The sequence below is a fragment of the Kitasatospora sp. NPDC036755 genome, assembly GCF_040636595.1.
Taxonomy (GTDB): domain Bacteria; phylum Actinomycetota; class Actinomycetes; order Streptomycetales; family Streptomycetaceae; genus Kitasatospora.
In genome coordinates, this window is sequence record NZ_JBEZUT010000012.1 from 1 (window position 1) to 22,704 (window position 22,704).

General features: G+C 73.8%; 16 protein-coding genes and 2 tRNA genes. 11 read left to right on the forward strand and 7 right to left on the reverse strand.

Going from position 1 to position 22,704, the window contains the following annotated elements:
- Positions 1-373: 373 nt before the first annotated feature.
- On the forward strand, positions 374-1,351 hold the full coding sequence (locus AB0E96_RS03210; RefSeq protein ID WP_359817806.1) for a LysR family transcriptional regulator: 978 nt from the start codon (positions 374-376) through the stop codon (positions 1,349-1,351).
- A 30-nt stretch (positions 1,352-1,381) separates the two neighbouring features.
- Here AB0E96_RS03210 and AB0E96_RS03215 read toward each other — a convergent pair whose 3' ends face one another.
- Both AB0E96_RS03215 and AB0E96_RS03220 read right to left on the reverse strand, forming a co-directional pair.
- A complete protein-coding gene (locus AB0E96_RS03215) occupies positions 1,382-2,632 on the reverse strand; it encodes a low temperature requirement protein A (protein ID WP_359817808.1) in 1,251 nt (416 codons plus the stop codon).
- A gap of 487 nt (positions 2,633-3,119) precedes the next feature.
- Entirely contained in the window at positions 3,120-4,826 is a 1,707-nt protein-coding gene (locus tag AB0E96_RS03220) for an ABC transporter family substrate-binding protein (RefSeq protein WP_359817810.1), read from the reverse strand.
- A 332-nt stretch (positions 4,827-5,158) separates the two neighbouring features.
- Between AB0E96_RS03220 and AB0E96_RS03225 the strand changes: the two genes are divergently transcribed.
- The 4 genes from AB0E96_RS03225 to AB0E96_RS03240 all read left to right on the forward strand — a co-directional run bounded on the left by AB0E96_RS03225 (position 5,159) and on the right by AB0E96_RS03240 (position 9,420).
- A complete protein-coding gene (locus AB0E96_RS03225) occupies positions 5,159-6,139 on the forward strand; it encodes an ABC transporter permease (protein ID WP_359817812.1) in 981 nt (326 codons plus the stop codon).
- A gap of 16 nt (positions 6,140-6,155) precedes the next feature.
- Complete coding sequence (locus AB0E96_RS03230; RefSeq protein WP_359817813.1) at positions 6,156-7,181, forward strand: ABC transporter permease; 1,026 nt, start codon at positions 6,156-6,158, stop codon at positions 7,179-7,181.
- The gene (locus tag AB0E96_RS03235) at positions 7,178-9,286 is read left to right on the forward strand and encodes an ABC transporter ATP-binding protein (protein WP_359817815.1); all 2,109 of its coding nucleotides are present in this window, start codon (positions 7,178-7,180) and stop codon (positions 9,284-9,286) included. Before AB0E96_RS03230 ends, AB0E96_RS03235 begins: the two co-directional genes overlap by 4 nt.
- A 60-nt stretch (positions 9,287-9,346) precedes the next feature.
- A tRNA-Lys gene (locus tag AB0E96_RS03240) sits at positions 9,347-9,420 on the forward strand.
- Positions 9,421-9,533: 113 nt separating this feature from the next.
- Here AB0E96_RS03240 and AB0E96_RS03245 read toward each other — a convergent pair.
- Positions 9,534-10,418 carry an alpha/beta hydrolase gene (locus tag AB0E96_RS03245; RefSeq protein ID WP_359817817.1) on the reverse strand — a complete coding sequence of 295 codons (885 nt, stop codon included), beginning with the start codon at positions 10,416-10,418 and terminating at the stop codon, positions 9,534-9,536.
- Positions 10,415-11,224: a DUF998 domain-containing protein gene (locus tag AB0E96_RS03250; protein ID WP_359817819.1), complete on the reverse strand. Its 810-nt coding sequence runs from the start codon at positions 11,222-11,224 to the stop codon at positions 10,415-10,417. Before AB0E96_RS03250 ends, AB0E96_RS03245 begins: the two co-directional genes overlap by 4 nt.
- Before the next feature lie 132 nt (positions 11,225-11,356).
- Here AB0E96_RS03250 and AB0E96_RS03255 point away from each other — a divergent pair.
- The 3 genes from AB0E96_RS03255 to AB0E96_RS03265 all read left to right on the forward strand — a co-directional run bounded on the left by AB0E96_RS03255 (position 11,357) and on the right by AB0E96_RS03265 (position 15,316).
- Positions 11,357-11,430 (forward strand) — tRNA-Lys (locus AB0E96_RS03255).
- A 224-nt stretch (positions 11,431-11,654) separates the two neighbouring features.
- Positions 11,655-14,045, forward strand: a complete 2,391-nt coding sequence (locus AB0E96_RS03260) for a transglycosylase domain-containing protein (protein ID WP_359817821.1) — start codon at positions 11,655-11,657, stop codon at positions 14,043-14,045.
- A 227-nt stretch (positions 14,046-14,272) separates the two neighbouring features.
- Entirely contained in the window at positions 14,273-15,316 is a 1,044-nt protein-coding gene (locus AB0E96_RS03265) for an EamA family transporter (RefSeq protein ID WP_359817823.1), read from the forward strand.
- On the opposite strand, the gene lepB is transcribed toward AB0E96_RS03265, so the two are convergent.
- Together lepB and AB0E96_RS03275 are read right to left on the reverse strand one after the other, a co-directional pair.
- Positions 15,279-16,067, reverse strand: coding sequence for a signal peptidase I (gene lepB / locus AB0E96_RS03270; protein ID WP_359817825.1), 789 nt, complete (start codon positions 16,065-16,067; stop codon positions 15,279-15,281). The genes AB0E96_RS03265 and lepB overlap by 38 nt on opposite strands.
- A 186-nt stretch (positions 16,068-16,253) precedes the next feature.
- Positions 16,254-16,589, reverse strand: a complete 336-nt coding sequence (locus tag AB0E96_RS03275; RefSeq protein ID WP_359817827.1) for a chorismate mutase — start codon at positions 16,587-16,589, stop codon at positions 16,254-16,256.
- 275 nt (positions 16,590-16,864) lie between these two features.
- Between AB0E96_RS03275 and AB0E96_RS03280 the strand changes: the two genes are divergently transcribed.
- Together AB0E96_RS03280 and AB0E96_RS03285 are read left to right on the forward strand one after the other, a co-directional pair.
- Positions 16,865-17,290 carry an OsmC family protein gene (locus AB0E96_RS03280; RefSeq protein ID WP_359817828.1) on the forward strand — a complete coding sequence of 142 codons (426 nt, stop codon included), beginning with the start codon at positions 16,865-16,867 and terminating at the stop codon, positions 17,288-17,290.
- Between the two features lie 426 nt (positions 17,291-17,716).
- The gene (locus AB0E96_RS03285) at positions 17,717-19,822 is read left to right on the forward strand and encodes an EAL domain-containing protein (RefSeq protein ID WP_359817830.1); all 2,106 of its coding nucleotides are present in this window, start codon (positions 17,717-17,719) and stop codon (positions 19,820-19,822) included.
- A gap of 129 nt (positions 19,823-19,951) precedes the next feature.
- Here the strand turns inward: AB0E96_RS03285 and AB0E96_RS03290 are convergent, their stop codons facing one another.
- Entirely contained in the window at positions 19,952-21,043 is a 1,092-nt protein-coding gene (locus AB0E96_RS03290; RefSeq protein ID WP_359817832.1) for an LLM class flavin-dependent oxidoreductase, read from the reverse strand.
- A 641-nt stretch (positions 21,044-21,684) separates the two neighbouring features.
- On the opposite strand from AB0E96_RS03290, the gene AB0E96_RS03295 reads away from it, so the two are divergent.
- Positions 21,685-22,272 (forward strand): VTT domain-containing protein, encoded by a 588-nt coding sequence (locus tag AB0E96_RS03295; RefSeq protein ID WP_359817886.1) that lies wholly within the window; start codon positions 21,685-21,687, stop codon positions 22,270-22,272.
- The last annotated feature ends 432 nt before the right edge of the window (positions 22,273-22,704 follow it).

Below are 22,704 nucleotides of genomic sequence, written 5' to 3' on the forward strand. Positions count from 1 at the left end.
GGCCGGCCTCGCGACCCTGCCCGTCACCGCGGCCGCCGCGAGGGCCAGGCCCAGGGCGGCGGACAGCACGGATCGCTTCATGTGGGGGCTCCGGTTTCGCGGTGCGCCGGCCCGTCGGGGCCGGTGGGGGCCGGGCCCGGGGGCGACGCACGGTGGGGGCCGCCCCGTTCGTGCGGCCGGGGCGGTTGCTGTCCACCGAGCTTCGACCCGCCCGGGGCCGTCACGGATGATGCCAACCCGCGATAGCTCCGCCGCATGGCGGCGGCGCGTCGCCGTCCGCCGAGCCGGCCGACCCGCCGGTCGGCCCTCCGGCATGCCTTGAATGCCTGTCATGTCCTTGGCGAGGCGGTGCGGCTGCGTCTATGCTCCGAACGTGGAGCTCGACGTGAGACACCTCCGGGTGCTGTGCGCGATTGCCGACACCGGCAGCCTCCGCAAGGCCGCGCTCCAGCTCGGCATGACCCAGCCCTCCCTCACGACCCAGCTGCACCGCATCGAACGCGCCATCGGCGGCACCCTGTTCACCCGCGAGCAGACCGGCAGCCGGCCCACCGTGCTCGGCCACTCGGTGCTGTCCCGGGCCCGGCCGGTGATCACCGAGATGGCCGCCCTGGTGGCCGCGGCCCGCCAGGAGGCCCGGGACGCCACCGCGCCCGGCCGGCAGCGGCGGCTGCGGATCGGCAGCGTCGGCAGCCGGGCCGTCGCCGCCTGGCTGCGCCGGGTGCACGAGCGGCTGCCGGACACCGACACCACCATCCACGTGGACGTCTCGGCCAGCGCGCTGCTGCGGATGGTCGGCGCCGACCAGCTGGACGTGGCCTTCGTGTACGAGAGCGAGGGCTTCCCGTTACGGGTGCCGCCGGACGCCGAGCAGCGGGTGCTGATGGCCCGGGAGCCGCAGTTCGTCGCGCTCGCCGCGGGGCACCCGGCCGCCGCCCGTCCGGTCGTCCACCTGGCCGACCTCGCCGAGGACACCTGGATGGTCGACCCGACCGCCGACCACGAGTACGCCGCGATGCGCCGGGTGTTCAGCGAGGCCGGGCTCAACCCCCGGGTGGTGCAGGTGCGGGACGCCGCCACCGCAGCCGAGCTGGTCGCCTCCGGCGAGGCCGTCCGCCCCTGCCAGCCGACCTCCCTGCCCGGGCCCGGCACGGTGGTCCGCCCGGTGCACGGGGACCCGCTGGCCGTCCGGCTGCTGTTCACCTGGCGCCCGCGCGTGCTCAGCCCGCCCGCGCTGGACGCCCTGTACGGCGAACTGCGCTCCGCCTACCTGGATCTGGCCAAGGTCAACCCGGCCTATCTGGACTGGCTGGCGCGGCACGAGCCGGTCCTGCTGGGGCGGGCCGGCTGAAGCCCCGGGGCGGCCGGACGCCCCGACCGGCTAGACCCCCGGTCCGACCGGCCCCCGGGTCGGCCGGACCCCGCGGGCGGTGGCCCGGCTCTCCCGGCCGTGGATCAGCACGCCCACCGCCACCATCAGCGCGCAGACCAGGCCCGCCGCGAGCACCCCGGCGCCGCCGAGCGCCGTGCAGGCCAGCACCAGGACGGCCCCCACCGGCGCCACCGCCTGGGCCGCCGCGCCCCGCTTGGTGTGCCGGGAGTACAGGAACCAGACCGTGACCAGGTAGAGCGCGGTGGGCACGGTGACCGTCGCGGTGGCCGCGGTCTCGGAGATGTGCGCCTGGTGCACCGCCGACTCCACCGCGACCTCCAGCCCGGTGCCGATCGCCGCCGCCGAGCCGAACACCAGGTAGTGCCCGTACCCCCAGACCAGCGCCTGCCGGTTGGAGCGCAGGTGCTCGTGGACGGGCCGGGCGAAGTAGATCCACCAGGCCGCGAAGCAGATCAGCAGCCCGCCGACGGCCACCGGCACCAGCCGGCCCAGTTCCTCGTGCTCGTCCACCGCCGACTGCACCGCGACGGTCGCCGCCGCCACCGTCTCGCCGAGCACGATGAGGGTGAACAGCCCGTACCGCTCGGCGATGTGGTGCGGGTGCCAGGAGGTCCGCATCCGCAGCTCGGCGATCACCGGCACGGCCAGCTCGCACAGCACCCCGACCGGGATGACGTACGGCCGCACGTCGTGCGGCAGGAACAGCATCACCACCCAGCCCGCCTGGCAGAGCGTGATGCCCGCCGCGTAGCCCAGCGCGACCCGGCGCGCCACCCCCTGCTCGCTGGCGGCGGCGCGCAGCCACTGGGTGACCATCGCCAGGCGCATCACCACGTAGCCGGCGATCGCCAGCGTCAGGTCCTGGGCGGCGAACAGCCGCGGCACCCCGGCGGCGAGGATCAGCACCCCGGCGATCTGCACCAGCGTGGTGACCCGGTACGGCACGTCGTCGACGTCGTACGCGGAGGCGAACCAGGTGAAGTTCATCCAGGCCCACCAGATGGCGAAGAAGGACAGGGTGTACCCCTGCAGGCCCGCCCCGTAGTGCCCGTCGGCCAGGGAGTGGGCCAGTTCGCGCCCGGCCTGGCCGACCGCGACCACGAAGCAGAGGTCGAAGAAGAGCTCCAGCGGGGTGGCGACCCGGTGCGGCTCGTGCCGGTCGCGCGGGACCATCCGGCGGACCGGCGGCGGGTCGACGGGGTGGCTGAGGGGTGCCGTCGCGGCGGGGTCACTGGCCATCGGAACTGCTCCGGGAATCGGAAGGGGGGACCGTCCCGCGCATCCTGGCAGCGGCTCCGCCCCGGCGCACGCACCGGCGCGGCAGGTGTGCGCGCACCGGCACGACAGTGTGCGCGCACGGGCGAGACCGGGGAAGGCCGCACGCCCCCGGTCACGATGGCCCCATATGCCCCCTTTTTTCCTTGCCGTCAGCCGTAGTTGACGCTCCGGTGCGCGAACCGGGTGACAGCGCGGCGGGTTTCCGCGCGTGCCCCGCGCGCTGCCTCGCGAGCGGCCGGAGCGCCGCTAGATTCTTCCCCGGTTGGAAGAGCGCGGGCCCTGCCGGGCCCCACGACACGGGTGGCGTGCGGGCAACGCGGAAGGTCAAGGCGGGTGGCGGGACAGCGGGGGCGGCGGAGCCGATCCTCCCGCGTCCGCGCCACCGGCCTCGTGATCACCGCGCTGCTCGCCAGCGCCTGCCGTGCGGCCCGCCTCCTCGCGGCGCCACCTACTTCTCCCAGCCGACCTTGCTGTAGTCCTCCTGGCCGAGACCGAAGGCGCCGTAGTTGGCCAGCCCCTTGCGGGTCGCCACCACGGCGGGCCGCTGGTAGAGCTCGACGGTGTGGCCGAGCTCCCAGATCTTCGCGTCCGCCTCGTTGTAGAGCTTCACGGCCTCCGCCGGGTCGACCGTCCCGGCCGCCTTCTTCAGCAGCGCGTCGATCTCCGGGGTGCCCAGCCGCGAGGGGTTGCTGAAGGTGTTGTCGCCCACCGGCAGGCGGAAGTTGGCCAGGCTCTTGGAGTTCGGGAACGAGTCGGTGTTGCGCCAGCTCGCGATGTCGAACTTGCCCGGGGTGACGTACTTGGCGAAGTAGTCGTTGGCCGCGACCTTGTCCAGGTCGACCTTGACCCCGACCGTCTGCCACATCGCCGCCGCCGCGGTGGCGAGGTCGAGCTGGGCCTGCGTGGTGCCGTCGCTGAGCACCCAGTGCAGCTCCAGCTGCCGGCCGTCCTTGGTGCGCGGCTGGCCGGCGCCGGACTCCTTCCAGCCGGCGTCGTCCAGCAGCTTCCCGGCCGCGGCCCGGTCGAACTTCGCCCACTCGCCGGAGTTGTCCTGGTAGCCGGTCTGGTTGGGCATGATGATGTGGTTGCCGAGCGGCTTGAACTCCACCGGCACCCCGTTGTTGGCGATCTTGATCAGCGCCGAGCGGTCGAGCGCCCTGCCGAGCGCCTGGCGGACCTTCTGGTCCGCCAGCGCGCCGGTGCCGCCGAAGGAGATGTGCACCTCGTCCCACGGGCTGGCGGCCCGGATCGTGGTGTCCTTGGCGTTCTTGAGCTGCCCGTACGCGGTGGCGGTGCCGGCCGAGGCCAAGTCGATCTCGTTGTTGAGGTAGGCCTGGATACTCGCGGCCTTGTCCATCACCCGGAAGGTGATCTTGTCGAGCTTGGCCCGGGTGCCCCACCAGGCCGGGTCCGGGACGAGGCTGATGGTCTGCGCGGTCTTGTCCGCCGCGCCGATCTTCAGCGCGCCCGCGGTGATCGGGACCTTCTCCACCCAGCCCTTGTTGAAGTCGTCCGGGGTGGAGATGCCGGCCGCCGGGATCAGCGGGCGGAACAGGTTCTGCCAGTCCGCGTACGGCTCCGAGAAGGTGACCACGACCTCGCCCGGGCCGGCGCCCTGCTCCACCCCGGAGATCAGCTCGTAGCCGGACGGGTCGTAGATGTTGTACGCCGGGTCCTTGCCGCTGCCGGCCTGCCAGTCGGCCCTGAAGTCCAGGTAGCTCAGCGGCTTGCCGTCGGACCACTTGGCCTTGGGGTTCAGCTTGTACGTGACCACCTGCGGCGAGGTCGAGGTGACCTTGGCCTCCACCAGGTAGTCCGGGTCCGGGTGGAAGGCGCCGGAGGAGTCGGTGCGGAAGAGCGAGGGCTCCAGGGCGCGGACCAGGTTCACCGTGTCGGTGTAGGAGCCGCCGTCCACCTGGAGCGGGTTCCACTGGGTGATCCACTGGTCCAGTTGGAAGCGCACCTCGCCGCCGTCCTTGATCCGGTCCGACGGCTGGGCGTTGATGTCCTGGGAGTCCTGTCTCGGCGGCTCGCTCTTGGCCACGTTGTCGGCCGAGCCGCCCCCGCCCGAGGTGCACGCGGTGACCGCGAGCGCGACGGCGGCGGCGAGGGCGGCCGCCCGGCCGGAGCGGCGGGCCGTGGTGGAAGCGTCCATGAGGGTCCCCCTGGGGTCGATGACGGTAGTTGGGGCGCGGGAGGTGTGGCGGGGCTTGAGCGTGGGCAGCCAAGTCGGCACCGGGCGAGCAGAACGTAACAGCGGATCAGATCCGCCACCAGGGGGAGGAGCGCACACCTGATCCAGACGTCACACGCGGCAACACGGCCGCAACACCGCCTCAGCGCACCGGTGCTTCACTCTGACCTGCTGGTTCCCAACCTGCCCGCGAACCACGAGAACTGACGCCCCGAAGGGCCCGGAACCGAAAGCCACCACTCGATGCCCACCAGACGCGTCGGCCCCACCCGCACCGCGACGGGCGGCCGTTGATGCTCCGCTACCTGGCGAAACGGCTGAGCTACTACGCGGCGCTGCTGATCGCCGCCGTCTTCCTGGCGTACGCGGTCTCCGCGACCGCCATGCAGCCGCGCACCTACTTCGAGGCCAAGGTCCCCCGGCCGTCCGCCGAATCGGTCGAGCGCCAGCTCACCGCGCTCAACCTGAACGACCGCACCCCGGTCGTCGAGCGCTTCGGCCACTGGGCCGGCGGGCTGCTGCACGGCGACCTCGGCCGGTCCATCCACGACACCCCCGTCGCCGACGACTTCGGCCGCCGGGTCTGGGTCTCGCTGCGGCTGCTGCTGCTCGGCAGCCTGCTGGGCATGGTCCTCGGCGTCGCCGCCGGGGCCTGGAGCGCGGTGCGCCAGTACCGGATCTCCGACCGGCTGCTCACCCTGCTGTCCTTCGTCCTGCTCTCCACCCCGGTCTTCCTGGTCGCGCTGTTCCTCAAGAACGGCGCCATCGCCGCCAAGGACGCGGCCGGCCACGAGGTGGTCCCGTTCACCGGGTACGAGACCCCCGGGCTCACCGGCGGCCTCGGTGCCCACCTCGCCGACTGGGCGCTGCACCTGCTGCTGCCCACCGTCTCGCTGGCCCTCGGCGGCCTCGCCACCTACAGCCGCTACCAGCGCGGCACCATGCTCGACGTGCTCGGCTCCGACTACCTGCGCACCGCCGAGGCCAAGGGCCTGACCCGCGGCCGGGCCCTGCTGAAGCACGGGCTGCGGACCGCCGTGATCCCGATGTCGACCATGTTCGCCTACAGCTTCCTGGGCATCTTCACCGGCGCGATCTTCACCGAGACGATCTTCGGCTGGCACGGCATGGGCGAGTGGCTGATCAAGTCGATCAACGAACAGGACGTCAACTCGGTCGTGGCGATCAACCTGTTCACCGCCGCCGTCGTCCTCGTCTCCGGCTTCCTCGCCGACACCCTGCACGCCGCCCTCGACCCGCGCGTGCGGTCCTGACCGGAGGAGAGCCGAGATGACCACCACCGCCACCACCGCCGAACCGGTCGAACCGGCCGGCCCCGCCGGACCCTCCGCACCCGCCGGACCGCCCCGGGCCGCCGGCCGCGGCCGGCTCGTCCTCTCCCGGCTGCTCGCCGCCCGCGGGGCCGTGGTCGGCGCCGTCCTGGTGCTGCTGCTGTTCGCGCTCGCCTTCGGCGGGCCGTACCTGACGCGCTGGGACTACGCCGCCCCCGACTTCTCCGCGCTGCACCAGCCCCCCTCCGCCGAGCACCTGTTCGGCACCAACGGGGTCGGCCAGGACGTCTTCGCGCAGACCGTCCGCGGCCTGCAGAAGTCGCTGGTCATCGGCCTGCTGGTGGCACTGTTCTCCACCGTGCTGGCCTCCGTGGTCGGCGCCTGCGCCGGCTACTTCGGCGGCTGGACCGACCGGGCGCTGATGTTCCTGGTCGACCTGCTGCTGGTCTTCCCCGCGTTCCTGATCATCACCATCGTCTCCGCCCGGCTGAAGGGCGCCGGCTGGATCGCCTTCGTCCTGCTGCTCGCCCTGTTCAACTGGATGATCACCGCCCGGGTGGTCCGCTCGATGACCATCTCCCTGCGCGAACGCGAATTCGTCCGCGCCGCACGGTTCATGGGGGTGCGGCCGCTGCGGATCATCAGCCGGCACATCCTGCCGAACGTCGCCTCCTTCCTCATCATCGACGCCACCATCGCGGTCGGCGGCGCCGTGATGAGCGAGACCGCGCTCTCCTACTTCGGCTTCGGGGTCAAGCCGCCGGACGTCTCGCTCGGCACCCTGCTCGCCGCCGGGACCGGCGAGGCCCCGGTGTTCCCCTGGCTGTTCTACTTCGCCGCCGGGCTGCTGGTGCTGTTCGTCCTCGCCGTCAACCTGATCGGGGACGGGCTGCGCGACGCCCTCGACCCCACCTCGGGGGCCGCGCCCCGCCGGTCCCGCCGCACCCGCGGTTCCCGTCGCACCCGCCGTACCAGCCGTTCCGTCAGCAGCCCCAGCCCCGCCGGCCGTAGGAAGCACCCGTGACCACCACCGTCGAAACCCCGCTGCTCGCCGTCCGGGACCTGCGGGTGGACTTCGCCGGGCCCGACGGCCCGGTCCCCGCCGTCCGCGGGGTGGACCTCACCCTGCGGCGCGGCGAGACCCTCGGCATCGTCGGCGAGTCCGGCTCCGGAAAGTCCGTCACCGCGCTGTCCGTGCTCGGCCTGCTGCCCCGCACGGCGAGCGTCAGCGGCTCGGTGCGGCTGGACGGGCGCGAACTGGTCGGCCTGCCGGGCCGGGAGCTCGCCGCGATCCGCGGCCGCCGGATCGCCATGGTCTTCCAGGACCCGCTGTCCGCCTTCACCCCGGTCTACCGGATCGGCGACCAGATCGCCGAGGCGGTCCGCGTCCACCAGCGGGTGGACCGGGCCGCCGCCCGCCGCCGGGCCGCCGAACTCCTCGACCTGGTCGGCATCCCGGCGCCCGACCGGGCCCTGGACAGCTTCCCGCACGAGTTCTCCGGCGGCATGCGCCAACGCGCGATGATCGCCATGGCGGTCGCCAACGAACCGGACGTCCTGCTCGCCGACGAACCCACCACCGCGCTCGACGTCACCATCCAGGCCCAGGTGCTGGACGTGCTGCGCACCGCCCAGCGGGAGACCGGCGCGGCGCTCGTCCTGGTCAGCCACGACCTCGGGGTGATCGCCGGTGCGGCCGACCGGGTCGCGGTGATGTACGCCGGACGGGTGGTCGAGACGGCCGGGGTGGACGAGCTGTTCGCGGCCCCCCGCCACCCGTACTCGCTGGGCCTGATCGGCGCCCTGCCCCGGCTGGACGGACGCGGCGGTCCGCTCGTGCCGATCCCCGGCACCCCGGCACCGATGGCCGAGCTGCCCCCGGGCTGCCCGTTCGCGGCGCGCTGCCCGCTGGCGGAGGAGCGCTGCTCCGCGGCGGAACCCGCCCTGGAGGCCGCCCCGGGCGACATCGGCGGCGTCGACGGTGCCACCGGCCACCTGTCGGCGTGCGTGCGGTCGGCGGAGCTCGCCGAGCGGCGGCCCGCGCCGGCCGAGGTCTACCCCGTCCCGGAGCTGCTCACCGCCACCGGACCCGGCGACCGCTCCGCCCGGACGCCGGTGCTGTCCGTGAGCGACCTGGGAAAAACGTTCCCGCTCCTCAAGGGCACGGTGTTCAAGCGCAAGGTCGGCGAGGTGTACGCGGTGGACGGCGTCGACCTGGACCTGCGGGAGGGCGAGACCCTCGGCCTGGTCGGGGAGTCCGGCTCCGGCAAGTCCACCACGCTGTTCGAACTGCTGCGGCTCGGCGCCCCCCAGACCGGACGCATCGAACTGTTCGGCCGGGACACCGCCACCCTCACCCGGGCCGAGGCGCACCGGCTCCGCGCCCGGGTGCAGATCGTCTTCCAGGACCCGATGGCCGCCCTCGACCCCAGGATGCCGATCGGCGACATCGTGGCCGAACCGCTGCTCGCCCAGCGCGCCCCGCGCGAGGAGATCGCCCGCCGGGTGCCCGAGCTGCTGCGCCAGGTCGGCCTCGACCCGGAGCACGCCGTCCGCTACCCGCACCAGTTCTCCGGCGGCCAGCGCCAGCGCGTCTCGATCGCCCGGGCCCTCGCCGTCCGGCCCGGCCTGCTGGTGCTGGACGAACCCGTCTCCGCCCTGGACGTCTCCATCCAGGCCGGGGTGCTCAACCTGCTCCAGTCGCTCAAGGCCGAACTGGGCCTGTCCTACCTGTTCGTCTCGCACGACCTCTCGGTGATCCGGCACCTCGCCGACCGGGTCAGCGTGATGTACCTCGGCCGGACGGTCGAGCAGGGCGAGGTCTCCGCCGTCTTCGACCGCCCCCGCCACCCGTACACCCGGGCCCTGCTCTCCGCCGTCCCGCTGCCCGACCCCACCGCCGAGCGCGCCCGCGACCGCGTCCTGCTGGCCGGCGACCCTCCCCCGCCCACCGAACGCCGCGCCGGCTGCGTCTTCCGCGGCCGCTGCCCGCGCTACGCCGGGCTCACCGCCGCGGCCGACCGGGCCCGCTGCGAGCAGGAGCGGCCGGCCCTGCTCGGCGGCGCGCGGGAGGCGGACCACCAGGCGGCCTGCCACCACCCGGAGAGCGGATCCGAACACGAGGAGTGACCACTCGAACACGATTCGGTGGATCCGGTCGGCGCCGTGTAGAGTCTTCGACGTCAGCAAGCGCCGCTAGCTCAGTTGGTTAGAGCAGCTGACTCTTAATCAGCGGGTCCGGGGTTCGAGTCCCTGGCGGCGCACATGGCAAGGTCTCAGGCCGTCCACTCCGGTGGGCGGCCTGAGGCGTTTCCGGCCCGGATGGGCCTCCTCCTCGTGAACGCCTCCGAGGCCGCCTCGGCACCTCGGCTCGGCCTCAGCGGGTGTCGAGCACGGCCGAGGCCACCGCGTCCGGGCGGTCGAACATCACCAGGTGCCCGGCCGGGGCGGTGGTGCGGAAGTCCGCCCCGAGCAGCGCCGCCAGCTCCCGCTGCCGGGCCAGCCAGTCCTCGGTGCGGCGGGTCCGGCAGCCGTCGTCCGCGGCCAGCACGGTGATCGGCAGGTCCTCGGCCAGCGGCCGGGTGCGCCGCAGCTCGTCCAGTTCGGCGGCCGTGTCGAGGTAGCGGCCGTTCTCCCGCAGCAGCGCGCGCAGGGCCCGCCCGGTGCGGTAGCAGTGCCGGACCAGGGGCGCCGGGGCGAGGTCCTCGCGGCGGACGGTGGACATCCGGGCCGTGGCCCGGCGGGCGGTCGGGCCCAGCAGGTAGGGCACGGCGAGGGCGGTGGCGGCGCCGGCCACCGCCCGGGCCGCCAGATCGCGCGCGGCGGGTGCCGGGTACGGCCGGGCCGCCCGCTCCACGCTGCCGTCCACCAGCACCAGGCCGGCGGTCCGCTCGGGGTGCAGCCGGGCGAACGCCTCGACGTGGAAGCCCGCGAGCGAGTGTCCGACCACGGTGCAGGGCTCCCGCAGTCCGAGGCCGTCCAGCACCGCCCGGATCCGCGCGGCCTCGCCGGCCGCGGTCGGTGCCGGGCTGCCGGTCGCCGGCTCGGCGGCGCTCAGCCCGTAGCCGGGCCGGTCGAAGCGGACCACGGTGCGGTACGGGGTGAGGAAGGGGACGACCAGGTCCCAGTCGAACCAGCTGCTGCCGAGGCCGCCGGAGAGCAGGCAGAGCGGGCCGCTGCCCTCGGTGCGGACGTGCAGCGGGACGCCGTCGACGCGCAGGAAGCGTGCCCGGCCGGCGGTGTCCGGTCCGGGGGTGCTCATGCCGGCCGCCGCCCCGGGAGCGGCTCGGCCGGGCGGTGCCGGTCCACCGGATCCTCGGCCGTCCCGTCCGTCCCGTCCGGTCCGTCCGGTCCGTCGGGCCCGTCCGTGCGGGCGGAACGGGCGATGCCCAGCGCCAGCAGGCCGAGCCAGAGCGCGACCAGCAGCACCTGGAGCCGCTGTCCGGCCCCGAGCGCCCAGGTCCCGTGCCCGGCCTGGAAGGCGGCGATCGAGGCGAGGCTCCAGCCGGTGGCGAGCAGCTCGGCGCCCAACAGCCAGGGACCGAACCGGCGCACCGGCGGCCACCATCGGTGGCGCCGGGCGGCGACGGTGAGCGAGACCAGCGCGGTGAGCGCCCCGGCCATGGCGAGGCTGCTGGTGACGGCGTGCGCGGTGTGGGTGGCGGGGACGAGCCCGGCGGTCTCCCGGGCGGCGCACATCTCGTCGCTGGTGGGCGCGCAGCTGAGCGGCAGCCGGGAGTCGGCCGCGGTGGCGGCGCCGAACAGGGCCAGCGCGGACCAGCCGGCCAGCGCCCAGCGGTGCCGCCGGGAGGCCCCGGCCCGCCCGGTGGCGAGCGCGGTACCGGCGGCGGCGAGGAGGCAGAGCCCGGCGACCAGGTCGGTGGCCCGGAACAGGCCGCCCAGCGGCTGGTCCTCGGCGGCGAGTTCGCTGATGTACGCCTGCACCGGGTCGAGTCCGGTGCTCAGCACGACCTCCAGCACCCAGGCGGTGTACGCCACGGCGCTGAGCAGCAGCAGGGTGGCGACCGCCGTCGGCGCGGCGCGGCGTCCTGGCTGGGGGCTGGGCACCGTTCCACCCTAACCAGCGGCGAACTCCAGACCAACCGGAAGGAAAGGGGCGGATCGGGCGGTGGCCGCCCGGGCGGTCCAGGCCGGTTCGAGGCACCCCTCGGGAGCGTGTATTGTTTTCCAGGTCAGCAGGCGCCGCTAGCTCAGTTGGTTAGAGCAGCTGACTCTTAATCAGCGGGTCCGGGGTTCGAGTCCCTGGCGGCGCACAGACAGTTGGGGAGCCTCTCGCAGCAGCGAGGGGCTCCCCGATTTTTTGGCCTCCGACGTCCGTTTTGCGTGTGATGTCGGTCTCGATTGGCGATCCGCCGGAGCCATCCGGCCCGTTCTGCTCGTCCAGGGCAGTAGAACCGGAATCGGGACAAAGGTCCCCAACCGCCGATGTCCCCGTCCGTGCAGGCTGCCCAGGTGCGCCCGCAGGAAAGGCCGCGCTTTGTCCAGAAACGCCCAGGGCGGCCGTCGCACGCCGTCGATCGGCCTCCGCCCGGTCAAGCGGTTCAAGCGTTCCACCGGCTCGACCGGCTCCGCCGGCGGGTCCGGCGGCAGGAAGCCGCGCCGTCCGAAGCGCACCGGCTGGCGACGGCTGATACCCACCTGGCGGATGACCCTGCTCGGCTTCGGCTCGGCGCTGCTGCTCGGCATCGGCCTGTTCGTGCTCGGGGTGTTCCTGGTGAAGGTGCCGGACGCGCACGCCGCCGCGACGGCCCAGAGCAACACCTGGCTCTACTCGGACGGTTCGGTGCTCACCCGCACCGGCCAGACCAACCGGCAGAACGTCGCCCTGGACAAGGTCTCCCCCGCCGCCCAGCACGCCGCGCTGGCCGCCGAGGACCGGAACTTCTACAACGAGGGCGCGGTCAACGTCCAGGGCCTGGCCCGGGCCGCGATCAACACCGCCAAGGGCCAGGGCACCCAGGGCGGTTCCACCATCACCCAGCAGTACGTGAAGAACACGTACCTGAACCAGAAGCAGTCGATCACCCGCAAGGTGAAGGAACTGTTCATCGCCATCAAGGTGGACGCCACCGAGAGCAAGGACGACATCCTCTCCGGCTACCTGAACACCTCCTACTACGGCCGCGGCGCCTACGGCATCCAGGCCGCCGCCCAGGCGTACTTCGGCGTCGACGCCTCCGCCCTCGACCCCGCCCAGGGCGCCTACCTGGCCACCCTGCTGAACGCCCCGAGCGCCTACGACGTCGCCACCGCGACCGCGGCCGGCAAGCAGAACGCCGTCAACCGCTGGAACTACGTGCTCGACGGCATGGTCAAGGAGGGCTGGCTCTCCGCGGACGAGCGGGCGAAGACCGCCTTCCCGGACGTCCGGGACCCGCAGCCCAACCCGGGCCTGTCCGGCCAGGCCGGCTACCTGGTCGACGCGGCCACCAAGTACCTCACCTCCAGCGGCGTGATCAACGAGACCGAGCTGGCCAAGGGCGGCTACACGATCAAGCTGACCATCGACCCGGCCCGCCAGCAGGCCCTCCAGGACTCCGTCCAGGCCCAGCTGCACGACAACCTGAACCCGGACAAGCGGAAGAAGGACGCGGCCGCCCAGGCCGGCGCCGCCTCGGTGGACCCGAAGACCGGCGCGGTCGTCGCCCTGTACGGCGGCGTCGACTACGTGAAGCACTACGTCGACAACGCCACCCGGCGCGACTACCAGGCGGGCTCGACCTTCAAGGCGATCGCGCTGGCCGCCGCCTTCGAGAACAACGCCAAGACCCAGGAGGGGCGCACCGTCACCCCGCGCACGGTCTACGACGGCACCAGCGGCCGGAAGGTCCGCGGCGGCAAGGGCACCCCGTACGCGCCGCCGAACGAGGGCGACAAGAGCTACGGCCAGATCAGCCTCCAGCAGGCCACCGACTGGTCGGTCAACTCGGCGTTCGCGCAGCTCGCGCAGGACACCGGGCTCCAGAAGGTCAAGGACACCGCCGTCGCGCTGGGCCTGCCCGGCAACACCCCGGGCCTCGACCCGGTGCCGTCCATCCCGCTGGGCGCCGCCACCCCGAGCGTGCTCGACATGGCCGGCGTGTACGCCACGCTGGACAACGGCGGCAAGCAGATCACCCCGTGGCTGGTGCAGTCGGTGGACCGCGAGGGCGAGAACGTCGCGCTGCCCGCCCACAAGACCACCCAGGCGATCAGCGAGGACACCGCCAACCAGGTCACCTCGATGCTCCAGGGCGTGGTGAGCGACCCGGGCGGCACCGGCTGGCGCGCGAAGGCGCTCGGCCGCCCGGCGGCGGGCAAGACCGGCACCACCGACGACCAGAAGTCCGTCTGGTTCGTGGGCTACACCCCCGAGCTGGTCACCTCGGTCGCGCTGTTCGGCCAGGACCCGGGCAACGGCTCCCAGGTCAGCCTGAGCGGCGTCGGCGGCATCGACGGCGCGGCCGGCGGTCAGTTCCCGGCCCAGATCTGGACCAGCTACATGAAGGCCGCGCTCAAGGGCCAGTCGGTCAGCGACTTCCCGACCCCGGCCGGCGGCGACTCCTCGGGCGCCACCGACCTGCCGACCGCCCCGAGCACCCCGAGCAGCGCCCCGTCGACGAGCGCTCCGACCGACGCTCCGAGCACCGGCCCCACCACGACCCCGGGCAACGGCTCGACCTCGACGGGCGGCGGGACGGCCACCACGCCGACGGCTCCGCCGACCAGCCAGCCGACCACCCAGCCCACCCGGCCGACCCGGCCCACCTCCAGGCCGACGCCGACCACCCAGCCGACCGCACCCCCGACCTCGCAGCCGACCGCCCCGTCCACGGGCGGGACGGACTCGGTCGCCGGGGCGGGCGCCTCGTCCGGGTCCGGGGGCTGACGGACGACGCCGGTGGAGCCCGGGGCCTTCGAGGCCCCGGGCTCTCGGGCCTTCCGGGCCTCCGCGCCTCGGGACCCGGGTACGCGGAACCGGGTGCGCGGAACCGGGTGCGCGGAACCGGGGCCGCACGGGCTCGGGTGAGTGCGCCACTACGCACAGGTGGAGGCAGGACCGAATGACGGAATGGCGCCTTACCCGATCATCGGTATGACTGTCACAATGCGGCCGTGCACAGATCAACGGCCTCGCCCTCCGTCCCCTCGGGCAGAACCCTCGGCCTCGGCCTCGCGCTGGTCTCCGCCATCGCCTTCGGCGGCTCCGGCACCGCGGCCAAGCCGCTGATAGAGGCCGGACTCTCCCCGCTGCACGTGGTGTGGCTCCGCGTCACCGGAGCGGCGGTCGCGCTCCTCCCGGTCGCCTACCGGCACCGGGACGCCGTCCTGCGCCGCCCCGGCCTGCTGCTCGGCTTCGGGCTGCTCGCCGTCGCGGGCGTCCAGGCCTGCTACTTCGCGGCGATCTCCCGCATACCGGTCGGCGTCGCCCTGCTCATCGAGTACCTCGGGCCGCCCCTGCTGATCGGCTACGTCAAGTTCGTCCAGCGCAAACCGATCACCCGCGGCGCGGCCATCGGCGCCGGCGTGGCGGTGGCCGGGCTGGCCTGCGTGGTCGAGGTCTGGAACGGTCTGAGCTTCGACGCGCTCGGCGTGCTGTTCGCCCTCGGCGCCGCCCTCTGCCAGGTCGGCTACTTCGTGCTCGCCGACGCCGGCCGGCACGGTGACCGCCCGGTCGACCCGCTCGCGGTCAGCGCGTTCGGGCTGCTCGTCGGCGCGGTGCTGCTCACCGCCCTCACCCGGCCGTGGCAGGCCGACTGGGGCAAGCTCGGCGGGTCGGTGGTGATGAACGGGCACACCCTGCCCGCGTTCCTCCCGGCCGCCTGGATGGTGCTGATCGCGACCGTGCTCGCCTACCTGACCGGGGTGATCTCGGTCGGCTACCTCTCGCCGCCGATCGCCGGCGTGGTCGCCAACCTGGAAGCGGTGGTGGCCACCGTGACGGCCTGGGTGCTGCTCGGCGAACACCTCGGGCTGCCGCAGATCGCGGGCGGCCTGCTGGTACTGACCGGGGCCTTCGCCGCTCAGGCGAGCAAGCCCGCGGAGGCGGAAGCGGTGCCGGTCGGCTCCGCCGGCGGCTCCGCTCAGGGGGCCGCCGAGCGGGTGGCCGCCGAGCCCGGGGTCAGCGGCCGGTCCAGCCGAACCAGTCGAGGTGACTGAGCGGCCACACGACGGCCGACACCGGGCCCACCACGTTGTCCACCGGCACGGCGCCGCCACCCGGGCCGTGCTGGTGGTAGCGGGAGTCGGCGGAGTCGCTGCGGTGGTCGCCCTCGACCCAGACGTGGCCCGCGGGCACCTTCACCGGCCCGAAGTCCAGCCCGGCACAGGAGTCGTCCCCGGGGTGCAGGTACGGCTCGTCGACCTTCCGCCCGTCCACGGTCAGCGTGGTGCCCTGGCACTGCACGGTCTGACCACCGGTCGCGATGACCCGCTTGACCAGGTAGTTGTCGTCCTTCGGCGGCACCAGGCCGACGAAGCTGAGCACCGAGCTCACGGCGTTGGTGACGGGGTTCGGGTCGGTGGGCTGCGGCGGCAGCCATCCGCCCGGGTCCTTGAACACCACCGGCTGCCCCGGCTCCGGCTCCCAGCCGGTCAGCGGCGCCAGCTTGTTCACGCCGACCCGGTCGCCGATCCGCAGGGTGTTCTCCATCGAGCCGGACGGGATGGTGAACACCTGGAACAGGCAGGTCTTGATCAGCAGGGCGACCACCAGGCCGACCGCCGCCATCACCGGCAGCTCGATCCACCACGGCCGGGGACGCCGGCCCGAGCGGCGGTTCGCCCGGCCGCGCGGACCGCGCGCCCGGCGACGGTCCCCGCCGCGACCTCCGGACACCCCGTGGGCGTTCGACGCGGGCCCGCCGGGGGCTCCGGCTCCGCTGGACGTCTCGGGCAGGTTCACCGCCATCGTCGCTGCTCCACCTCTCCGGCTGGGGAAACCTGCACGCTACGCCAACCGTGGAGCCTGACGAAATCGGTCATTTAGCCGCCGCCGACAACACCGGGTGTCCCGGTGCCGGCCCGGGGCCGTCGGGGGTGGTCCGGGGCCCGCGGTGCCGGGCCCGAGGTTCCCGGCCCGTGCTGCCGGGCCCGGTCAGGCGCGGGCGATGGCCTCGTGGTGGCGGATGACCTCGGCGATGATGAAGTTCAGGAACTTCTCCGCGAAGACCGGGTCCAGCTTGGCTCCGGCCGCCAGCTCCCGCAGCCGCTTGATCTGGTCCCGCTCGCGCGCCGGGTCGGCCGGCGGCAGCTTGTGGGCGGCCTTGAGCCGGCCGACCCGCTGGGTCGCCTTGAAGCGCTCGGCCAGCATGTGGACCACCGCGGCGTCGATGTTGTCGATGCTCTCGCGCAGGCTGGTCAGCTCGGCCCGTACGGCGTCGTCGATCCCCTCGGTCAGGCCGGTGTCGGGGGTCGTGGAGTGGTCCGTCATCGGGGCGGCTCCCGGTGTCTGGAGTGGGCGCCCGACCGCACGGCGGCCGGGCTCGGGCCCGGGCAAATCTAACAGGGCCCCCGCTCCGGCCCCGCACCGCCGGACGGAACCGTCCACGATCCGGACAGCGGGCCGGCACCTGTCCACCGGCGCCGCGCACCCGTCCGACCTCCCCGGCGTGACGCGCCGGAGCGGGAGGGCGCTGCCCGTAGGCTGGGCCGTGCATGACCGGAAGTGACCGCTCGAACACTCCCTCAGCACTGGAGGAACCGACCGTGGCAACCACCCGCACCGCCACCACCGCGTGGGAGGGCAACCTCCTCGACGGGAAGGGAGAGGTGACCTTCGAATCGTCCGGCATCGGCACGTACCCGGTGTCCTGGCCGTCCCGCGCCGAACAGGCCAACGGCAGGACCAGCCCGGAGGAGCTCATCGCCGGCGCCCACTCGGCGTGCTTCTCGATGGCCCTCTCGCACGGCCTCACCGGCGCCGGCACCCCGCCCACCAAGCTGGACACCAAGGCCGACGTGACCTTCCAGCCCGGCACGGGCATCACCGGCATCCACCTGACCGTCGTCGGCGTCGTCCCCGGGCTGGACGAGGCCGGCTTCGTGAAGGCCGCCGAGGACGCCAAGGCCAACTGCCCGGTCAGCCAGGCCCTGACCGGCACCACCATCACCCTCTCCGCCTCGCTGGCCTGAGCCTCCCTCCTCCTTCTCCCTCCTCCTTTCTCCGCGCTCCTCCCGAGTCCTTCCGGCGTCGGCTCCGGGCCGGCTCCCGGCCCGCTCCGCTTCCGGCGCGCGACCGGCGCCCAGGGGCGCGGCTTCGGCGCACGCGCCCCTGGCGCACATCATGTGATGTGCACCGGGGGCGTCTGCACGTATCGCCATTCATGATCACAAAGCGGGCGAATCACCCTGGCGGCGGTCACCGCGTGTTGCCGTCGCGGCCTATGATCGGCCGCAGCGCCCTGTCCTTCAGGCGGGTCTCCACGCGCCGGCGCCCCACGACGGGCGGCCCCGCAGCGGACCGACTCCGATGACCACGACAGAGTGCGGAGCCGACCGCCGGATCCCGACCGGCCGGCCGGACCATCGTCAAGCGTCAGCAGCGGACGGGAGCATGCCGTGCCGGGCCAGAACGAGGGGGCCGACGCACACCACCCGGGCGTGCGGCACGAGGAGTCACCGCGCCACCGCCACCTCGCCTCACCGCTCCTGGAACCCTCCGTCGGGCCCACCGTCGGATCGGCCGTCGGTACGGCCGTCGGGCCCCTGGGCGGATCCGGCGCCGGCCCCGCCTCGGGAACCACCACCGCCCTCGGCACCTGCGGAACGCTGGCGGAGCCGGAGCTGCTGTTCTGCCCCACCTGCGCGGCCCCGCTCACCGGCGACGCCCCTCGGGACCGGGCACTCACCGACGGCACCCGGGAGGGCCTCGGCGCCGACCGGCTGCTGGCGGCACTGCGGGCCAGCGAGTCCCGGTTCCGGGCCGCCTTCTGCGACGCCGTCATCGGCATGGCCCTGATCGACGCCGAGGACCGGATCATCGAGGTCAACCCCGCCTTCGCCAACCTGATCGGACGGAGCGTCGGCGAACTGGTCCGCACCCACCTGCACCGGATCATCGACCCGGAGGGCATGCCGGACCGGCTCTTCTCCGAGCTCGTCCGCGGGGAGCGGGAACGGTTCCGCGTGGAGAAACAGCTCAAGCACCGCGAGGGCCACACCGTCTGGAGCAAGGTCACCGTCTCGCTGATCCGGGACGGCGCCGGGGATCCCCTCTACACCCTCGCGCTGGTCGAGGACATCACCGAGCAGCGCCGCCTCGGCGACCGGCTGGAGTACCAGGCCCTGCACGACCCGCTGACCCGGCTGCCCAACCGGGCCTACTTCTTCGACCGGCTCGACGCCGCCTGCCTCACGCCGGTCGACCGGCCCGCTACGGCCGATACCCCGGACGAACGCCGGGTCGGGGTCTGCTACCTGGACCTCGACGGCTTCGCCGCGATCAACGAGGCGCTCGGCCACCACATCGGCGACCAGCTGCTGATCGCCGTCGCCACCCGGCTGCGGCGGGGGTTCGACAGGCGCGACACCCACCTGGTGGCCCGGATGGGCGGCGACGAGTTCGCCGTCCTGGTCACCGACAGCCTGGGCAGCGAGCAGCTGACCGAGCTGGCCGCCCGGATCCTGGAGGCGCTGGAACGTCCCTTCGACGTCGCCGGGCACCGGCTGGTGATCACCGCCAGCGTGGGCGTGGTCGAGCGGTCCGTGCACGAGACCACCCCGACCGACCTGGTCAAGGACGCCGACGCCACCCTCTACTGGTCCAAGGCCGACGGCCGCGCCCGCTGGACCCTCTACGACCCCGACCGCGGCGCCCACCAGCTCACCCGGCAACTGCTCGCCACCTCGCTGCGCCCGGCCCTGGAGCGCGGAGAGTTCACGATCGAGTACCAGCCGCTGGTCGGCCTGGCCGACGGCACCGTGCACGGCGCGGAGGCGCTGGTCCGCTGGCGCCACCCCCGCTACGGGACGCTCTCCCCGGACCGCTTCATCCCGCTCGCCGAGGAGACCGGCGCGATCGTGCCGCTCGGCACCTGGGTGCTGGAGGAGTCCTGCCGCCAGGCCCGGCAGTGGCTCGCCGAGTTCCCCGAGACCGAGACCTTCGTGAGCGTCAACCTGGCCGCCCGCCAGATCTGGGACTCCGACATCGTCGCCGACGTCGCGCGGGCCCTCGAACGCACCGGCCTGCCGGCCCGGCTCCTCCAGCTGGAGATCACCGAGAGCGCCCTGCTCGGCCCCGGCGGCCGCCCCCTCCAGGCGCTCCAGGCGCTCGCCGACATGGGCGTGCGGATCGCGATCGACGACTTCGGCACCGGCTACTCCAACCTGGCCTACCTCTCCCGGCTGCCGGTCCACGTGCTCAAGCTCGACGGCACCTTCATCGAGGGCTTCCGCGAGCCCGCCCCGACGGACCGCCCCGGCCGCCCCGAGCTCGGCTCCCGCCGCAGCGACGCGGACGAGCAGATCGTCGGCGCGATGGTGCAGCTCGCCCACACCCTCGGCCTGACCGTCACCGCCGAGGGCATCGAGAGCGCCGCCCAGGCCGAGCGCCTGCGGCTGACCGGCTGCGACACCGCCCAGGGCTGGTACTTCGCCCGCCCGGGCGAGGCCGAGCTGGTCGCCGCCATACTCCGCGAGGGCCGCCCCTCCCTGGACGGCCGTTAGCCGCGGAGCGGGGCTTCCCAGGGACGGGCCCGCCCCCCGGAAGGCCCCCCGGCGGCCGGTCGCACCCGGGCCGCCGGGGCAGTGCTGTCAAGGCACCGTCGTCAGCGCACCCCCGTCAGCGCACCCCCGTCAGACCGTCGCCGTCAGGCCGTACGCCTCGGCGATCAGGCCGTACGAGCGGAGCCGGGCCTCGTGCCCGTGGATGTGCGAGGTGACCATCAGCTCGTCCACGCCGGTCCGCTTGCGCAGCGCCTCCAGCCCGTCGGCGACCCGGCCCGGGTCGCCGAGCACGACGTTGTCGAGCCAGCTGTCGATGAAGTCCTCCTCGGCCGGGCTGTACGGGTACTGCTCGGCCTCCTCCGGGGTCGGGATCGGGCCGGGGTTGCCACGCCGCAGGCGGAGCATGCCGAGGGCCGCGGAGCGGGCGAGGCGCCGGGCGGAGGGCTCGTCGTCGGCGGCGACCGCACTGACTCCGATCAGCGCGTACGGCTCGGCGAGCACGGCCGACGGGCGGAAGGACGACCGGTAGAGGTCCAGCGCCGGGACGGTGTTGGCGCTGCTGAAGTGGTGGGCGAAGGCGAACGGGAGGCCGAGGCGGCCCGCCAGCTGGGCGCTGAAGCCGGAGGAGCCGAGCAGCCAGACGGGCGGGCGGCCCTCGCCCTTGGGGACGGCGGTCAACCGGGCGTAGGGGTGGCCGTCCGGGAAGTCGCCGTCCAGGAAGTGGGTCAGCTCGGCGAGTTGCTGCGGGAAGTCGTCCGCGCCTTCGGTGAGTCCGCGGCGCAGGGCCCGGGCGGTGGCCGGGTCGGTGCCGGGGGCCCGGCCGAGCCCGAGGTCGATCCGCCCGGGGTGCAGGGCCTCCAGCAGGCCGAACTGCTCGGCGATGGCCAGCGGCGCGTGGTTGGGGAGCATGACGCCGCCGGAGCCGAGCCGCAGCGTCGTGGTGTGGGCCCCGAGGTGGGCGATCAGGACGGCGGGGGTGGAGCTGGCCACCCCGGGCATGCCGTGGTGCTCGGCCACCCAGAAGCGGTGGTAGCCCCACTGCTCGGCCTTGCGGGCCAGTTCGGTGGTGGCGGCGAGGGCCTCGGCGGGCGTGTGGCCGACGCCGACGGTGGCCAGGTCGAGGATCGAGAGCGGCGCGGGTGCCGTTCCGCGGGCGACGCCCCTGATCGCCGTGCCGGCCGGCGGCTCGGTCCCCTGCTCCTGCTGGTCCTCGGTGGTCATTCCGTCCGCCCTCCTGGCTGTCGTCCTTGAGCCGGCCGTCTCGAGCCGGCCGTCGTGGGCGACCGCGCGGGCCCGGGTGGCCCGCCGGTCTCTGTCGCCGACCGGGGTCAACCCCGGCCGGGGGCTCGCTGTTCCCGTTCCCGGGGTGTCGTCCGGCCACGGTCCGGACGGGTTTCGGCCATTTCGCACGGAAGTCCGGTTGGCGGCCCGGCTGACGGAGAGCCAGCGGCCGAACACGGTTGGCGACTTCCCGCCAGCGCCGGAAGTCGCCAACGCGGGTACTCGCGGCAGGGGCCCGACGTCCGGCAGGCTGGGCCCGGAGCGGGTCGCCGGAACGGGATCCGCACTCCACCAGCAAGATCGTCGGGCTGGACCAGCACCGGACGATCACTGCGAGCCCTCGGCGCGGCACCCCGCCCCGGGGGCTCGTTCGGGTTCCGGCGGCTCTCCGTCACCCGGGCACCCCCGCCCTGACCGGCCCGGACGCGCGATTCGCCGTTGTCCGACGCGGCCGGAATCAGCGGCCGTGACCGATGCCATACCGGGGTGCTTCATGCCATGAAAAGTCGAGGCGCTAGCGTTGACCTCTGAGCCACCTGCTCCCCCGGGAGGCGTGGAGGGAGTAAAGGGCCTTGAACTTCGTGGCCGCGATCGGATCCTCGTGGATCTGCGCGCTGGCGCTCGTCGCCGTGCTCGGGGACGCCCTCCTTCCGTTCATCCCCAGCGGAACGCTGGTCATCCTGGCCGTGCTCAAGACCGCGCAGATCAACGGTGCGCCCGTGCTGCTCGGACTGGGCGTGGCGGTGGCCTCCTTCCTGGGCGACCTCCTGCTGCTCAACCTGGCCCGGCGCGGCGCCCCGGTGCTGCACCGCCGGCTCGCCCGGCGTCCGAAACTCGCCGCCAGCGTGACCAGGGTCCAGGAGGCCCTGATCGAACGCCCCCACGGGGCGGCCGCCGCGATGGTGGTGATCGCGCGGTTCGTCCCGGCCGGGCGGACCGTCCTCGACCTGGCGATCGGCCACTCCCCCGCCCACCCGCACCGGTTCCTGCACTGGTCCGCGCTGGCGGCGCTGGTCTGGGCCGCCTACATCGTGACGCTGGGCTGGCTGAACAGCCACTGGTTCGACACCGCCTGGCTGAGCCTGGCGGTCTCCTGCGTGGCGGCGACCGCCATCAGCACCGCGATCGCGCGCATGGTGCGGCGCACCCGGCGGCTCGCCGCGCTCTGACGGCCCTCCCGCCGCTCATGCCCGGCCGACCGGCCGACCCCGGTGACGCACCCGGGGTGACCGGACCGACCCGACCCGCCCCGCCCGACCCGACCACCCCCCTCCGTACGGCCCGCTCCGGGGGTCCGTACACCTGACGGGCGGTTCCCCTGGCGGGCCTCCGGTCGCCAGGGGCAGCACGGGGCAAAAGTTTCCCCAAAAGGGCGACCAACCCGGCCGAACGCTGACGAACTCCGCCGGGCGGCGGGCGGCCCGGCGGTACCGTACTGACCGGGCCGCACGGGGGCGGGAAGCGTCACAGGACGGCAACAGTCGGCGCATCCCCGCAGCCCAGCCGGATGCGCCCGGCGTGTTCAGAGTCGTCAGCGCTCGGCGACCTTGGTGGCTACTGCGGCGACATGACATGCTAACGGCGGAATACTCATCAAATTG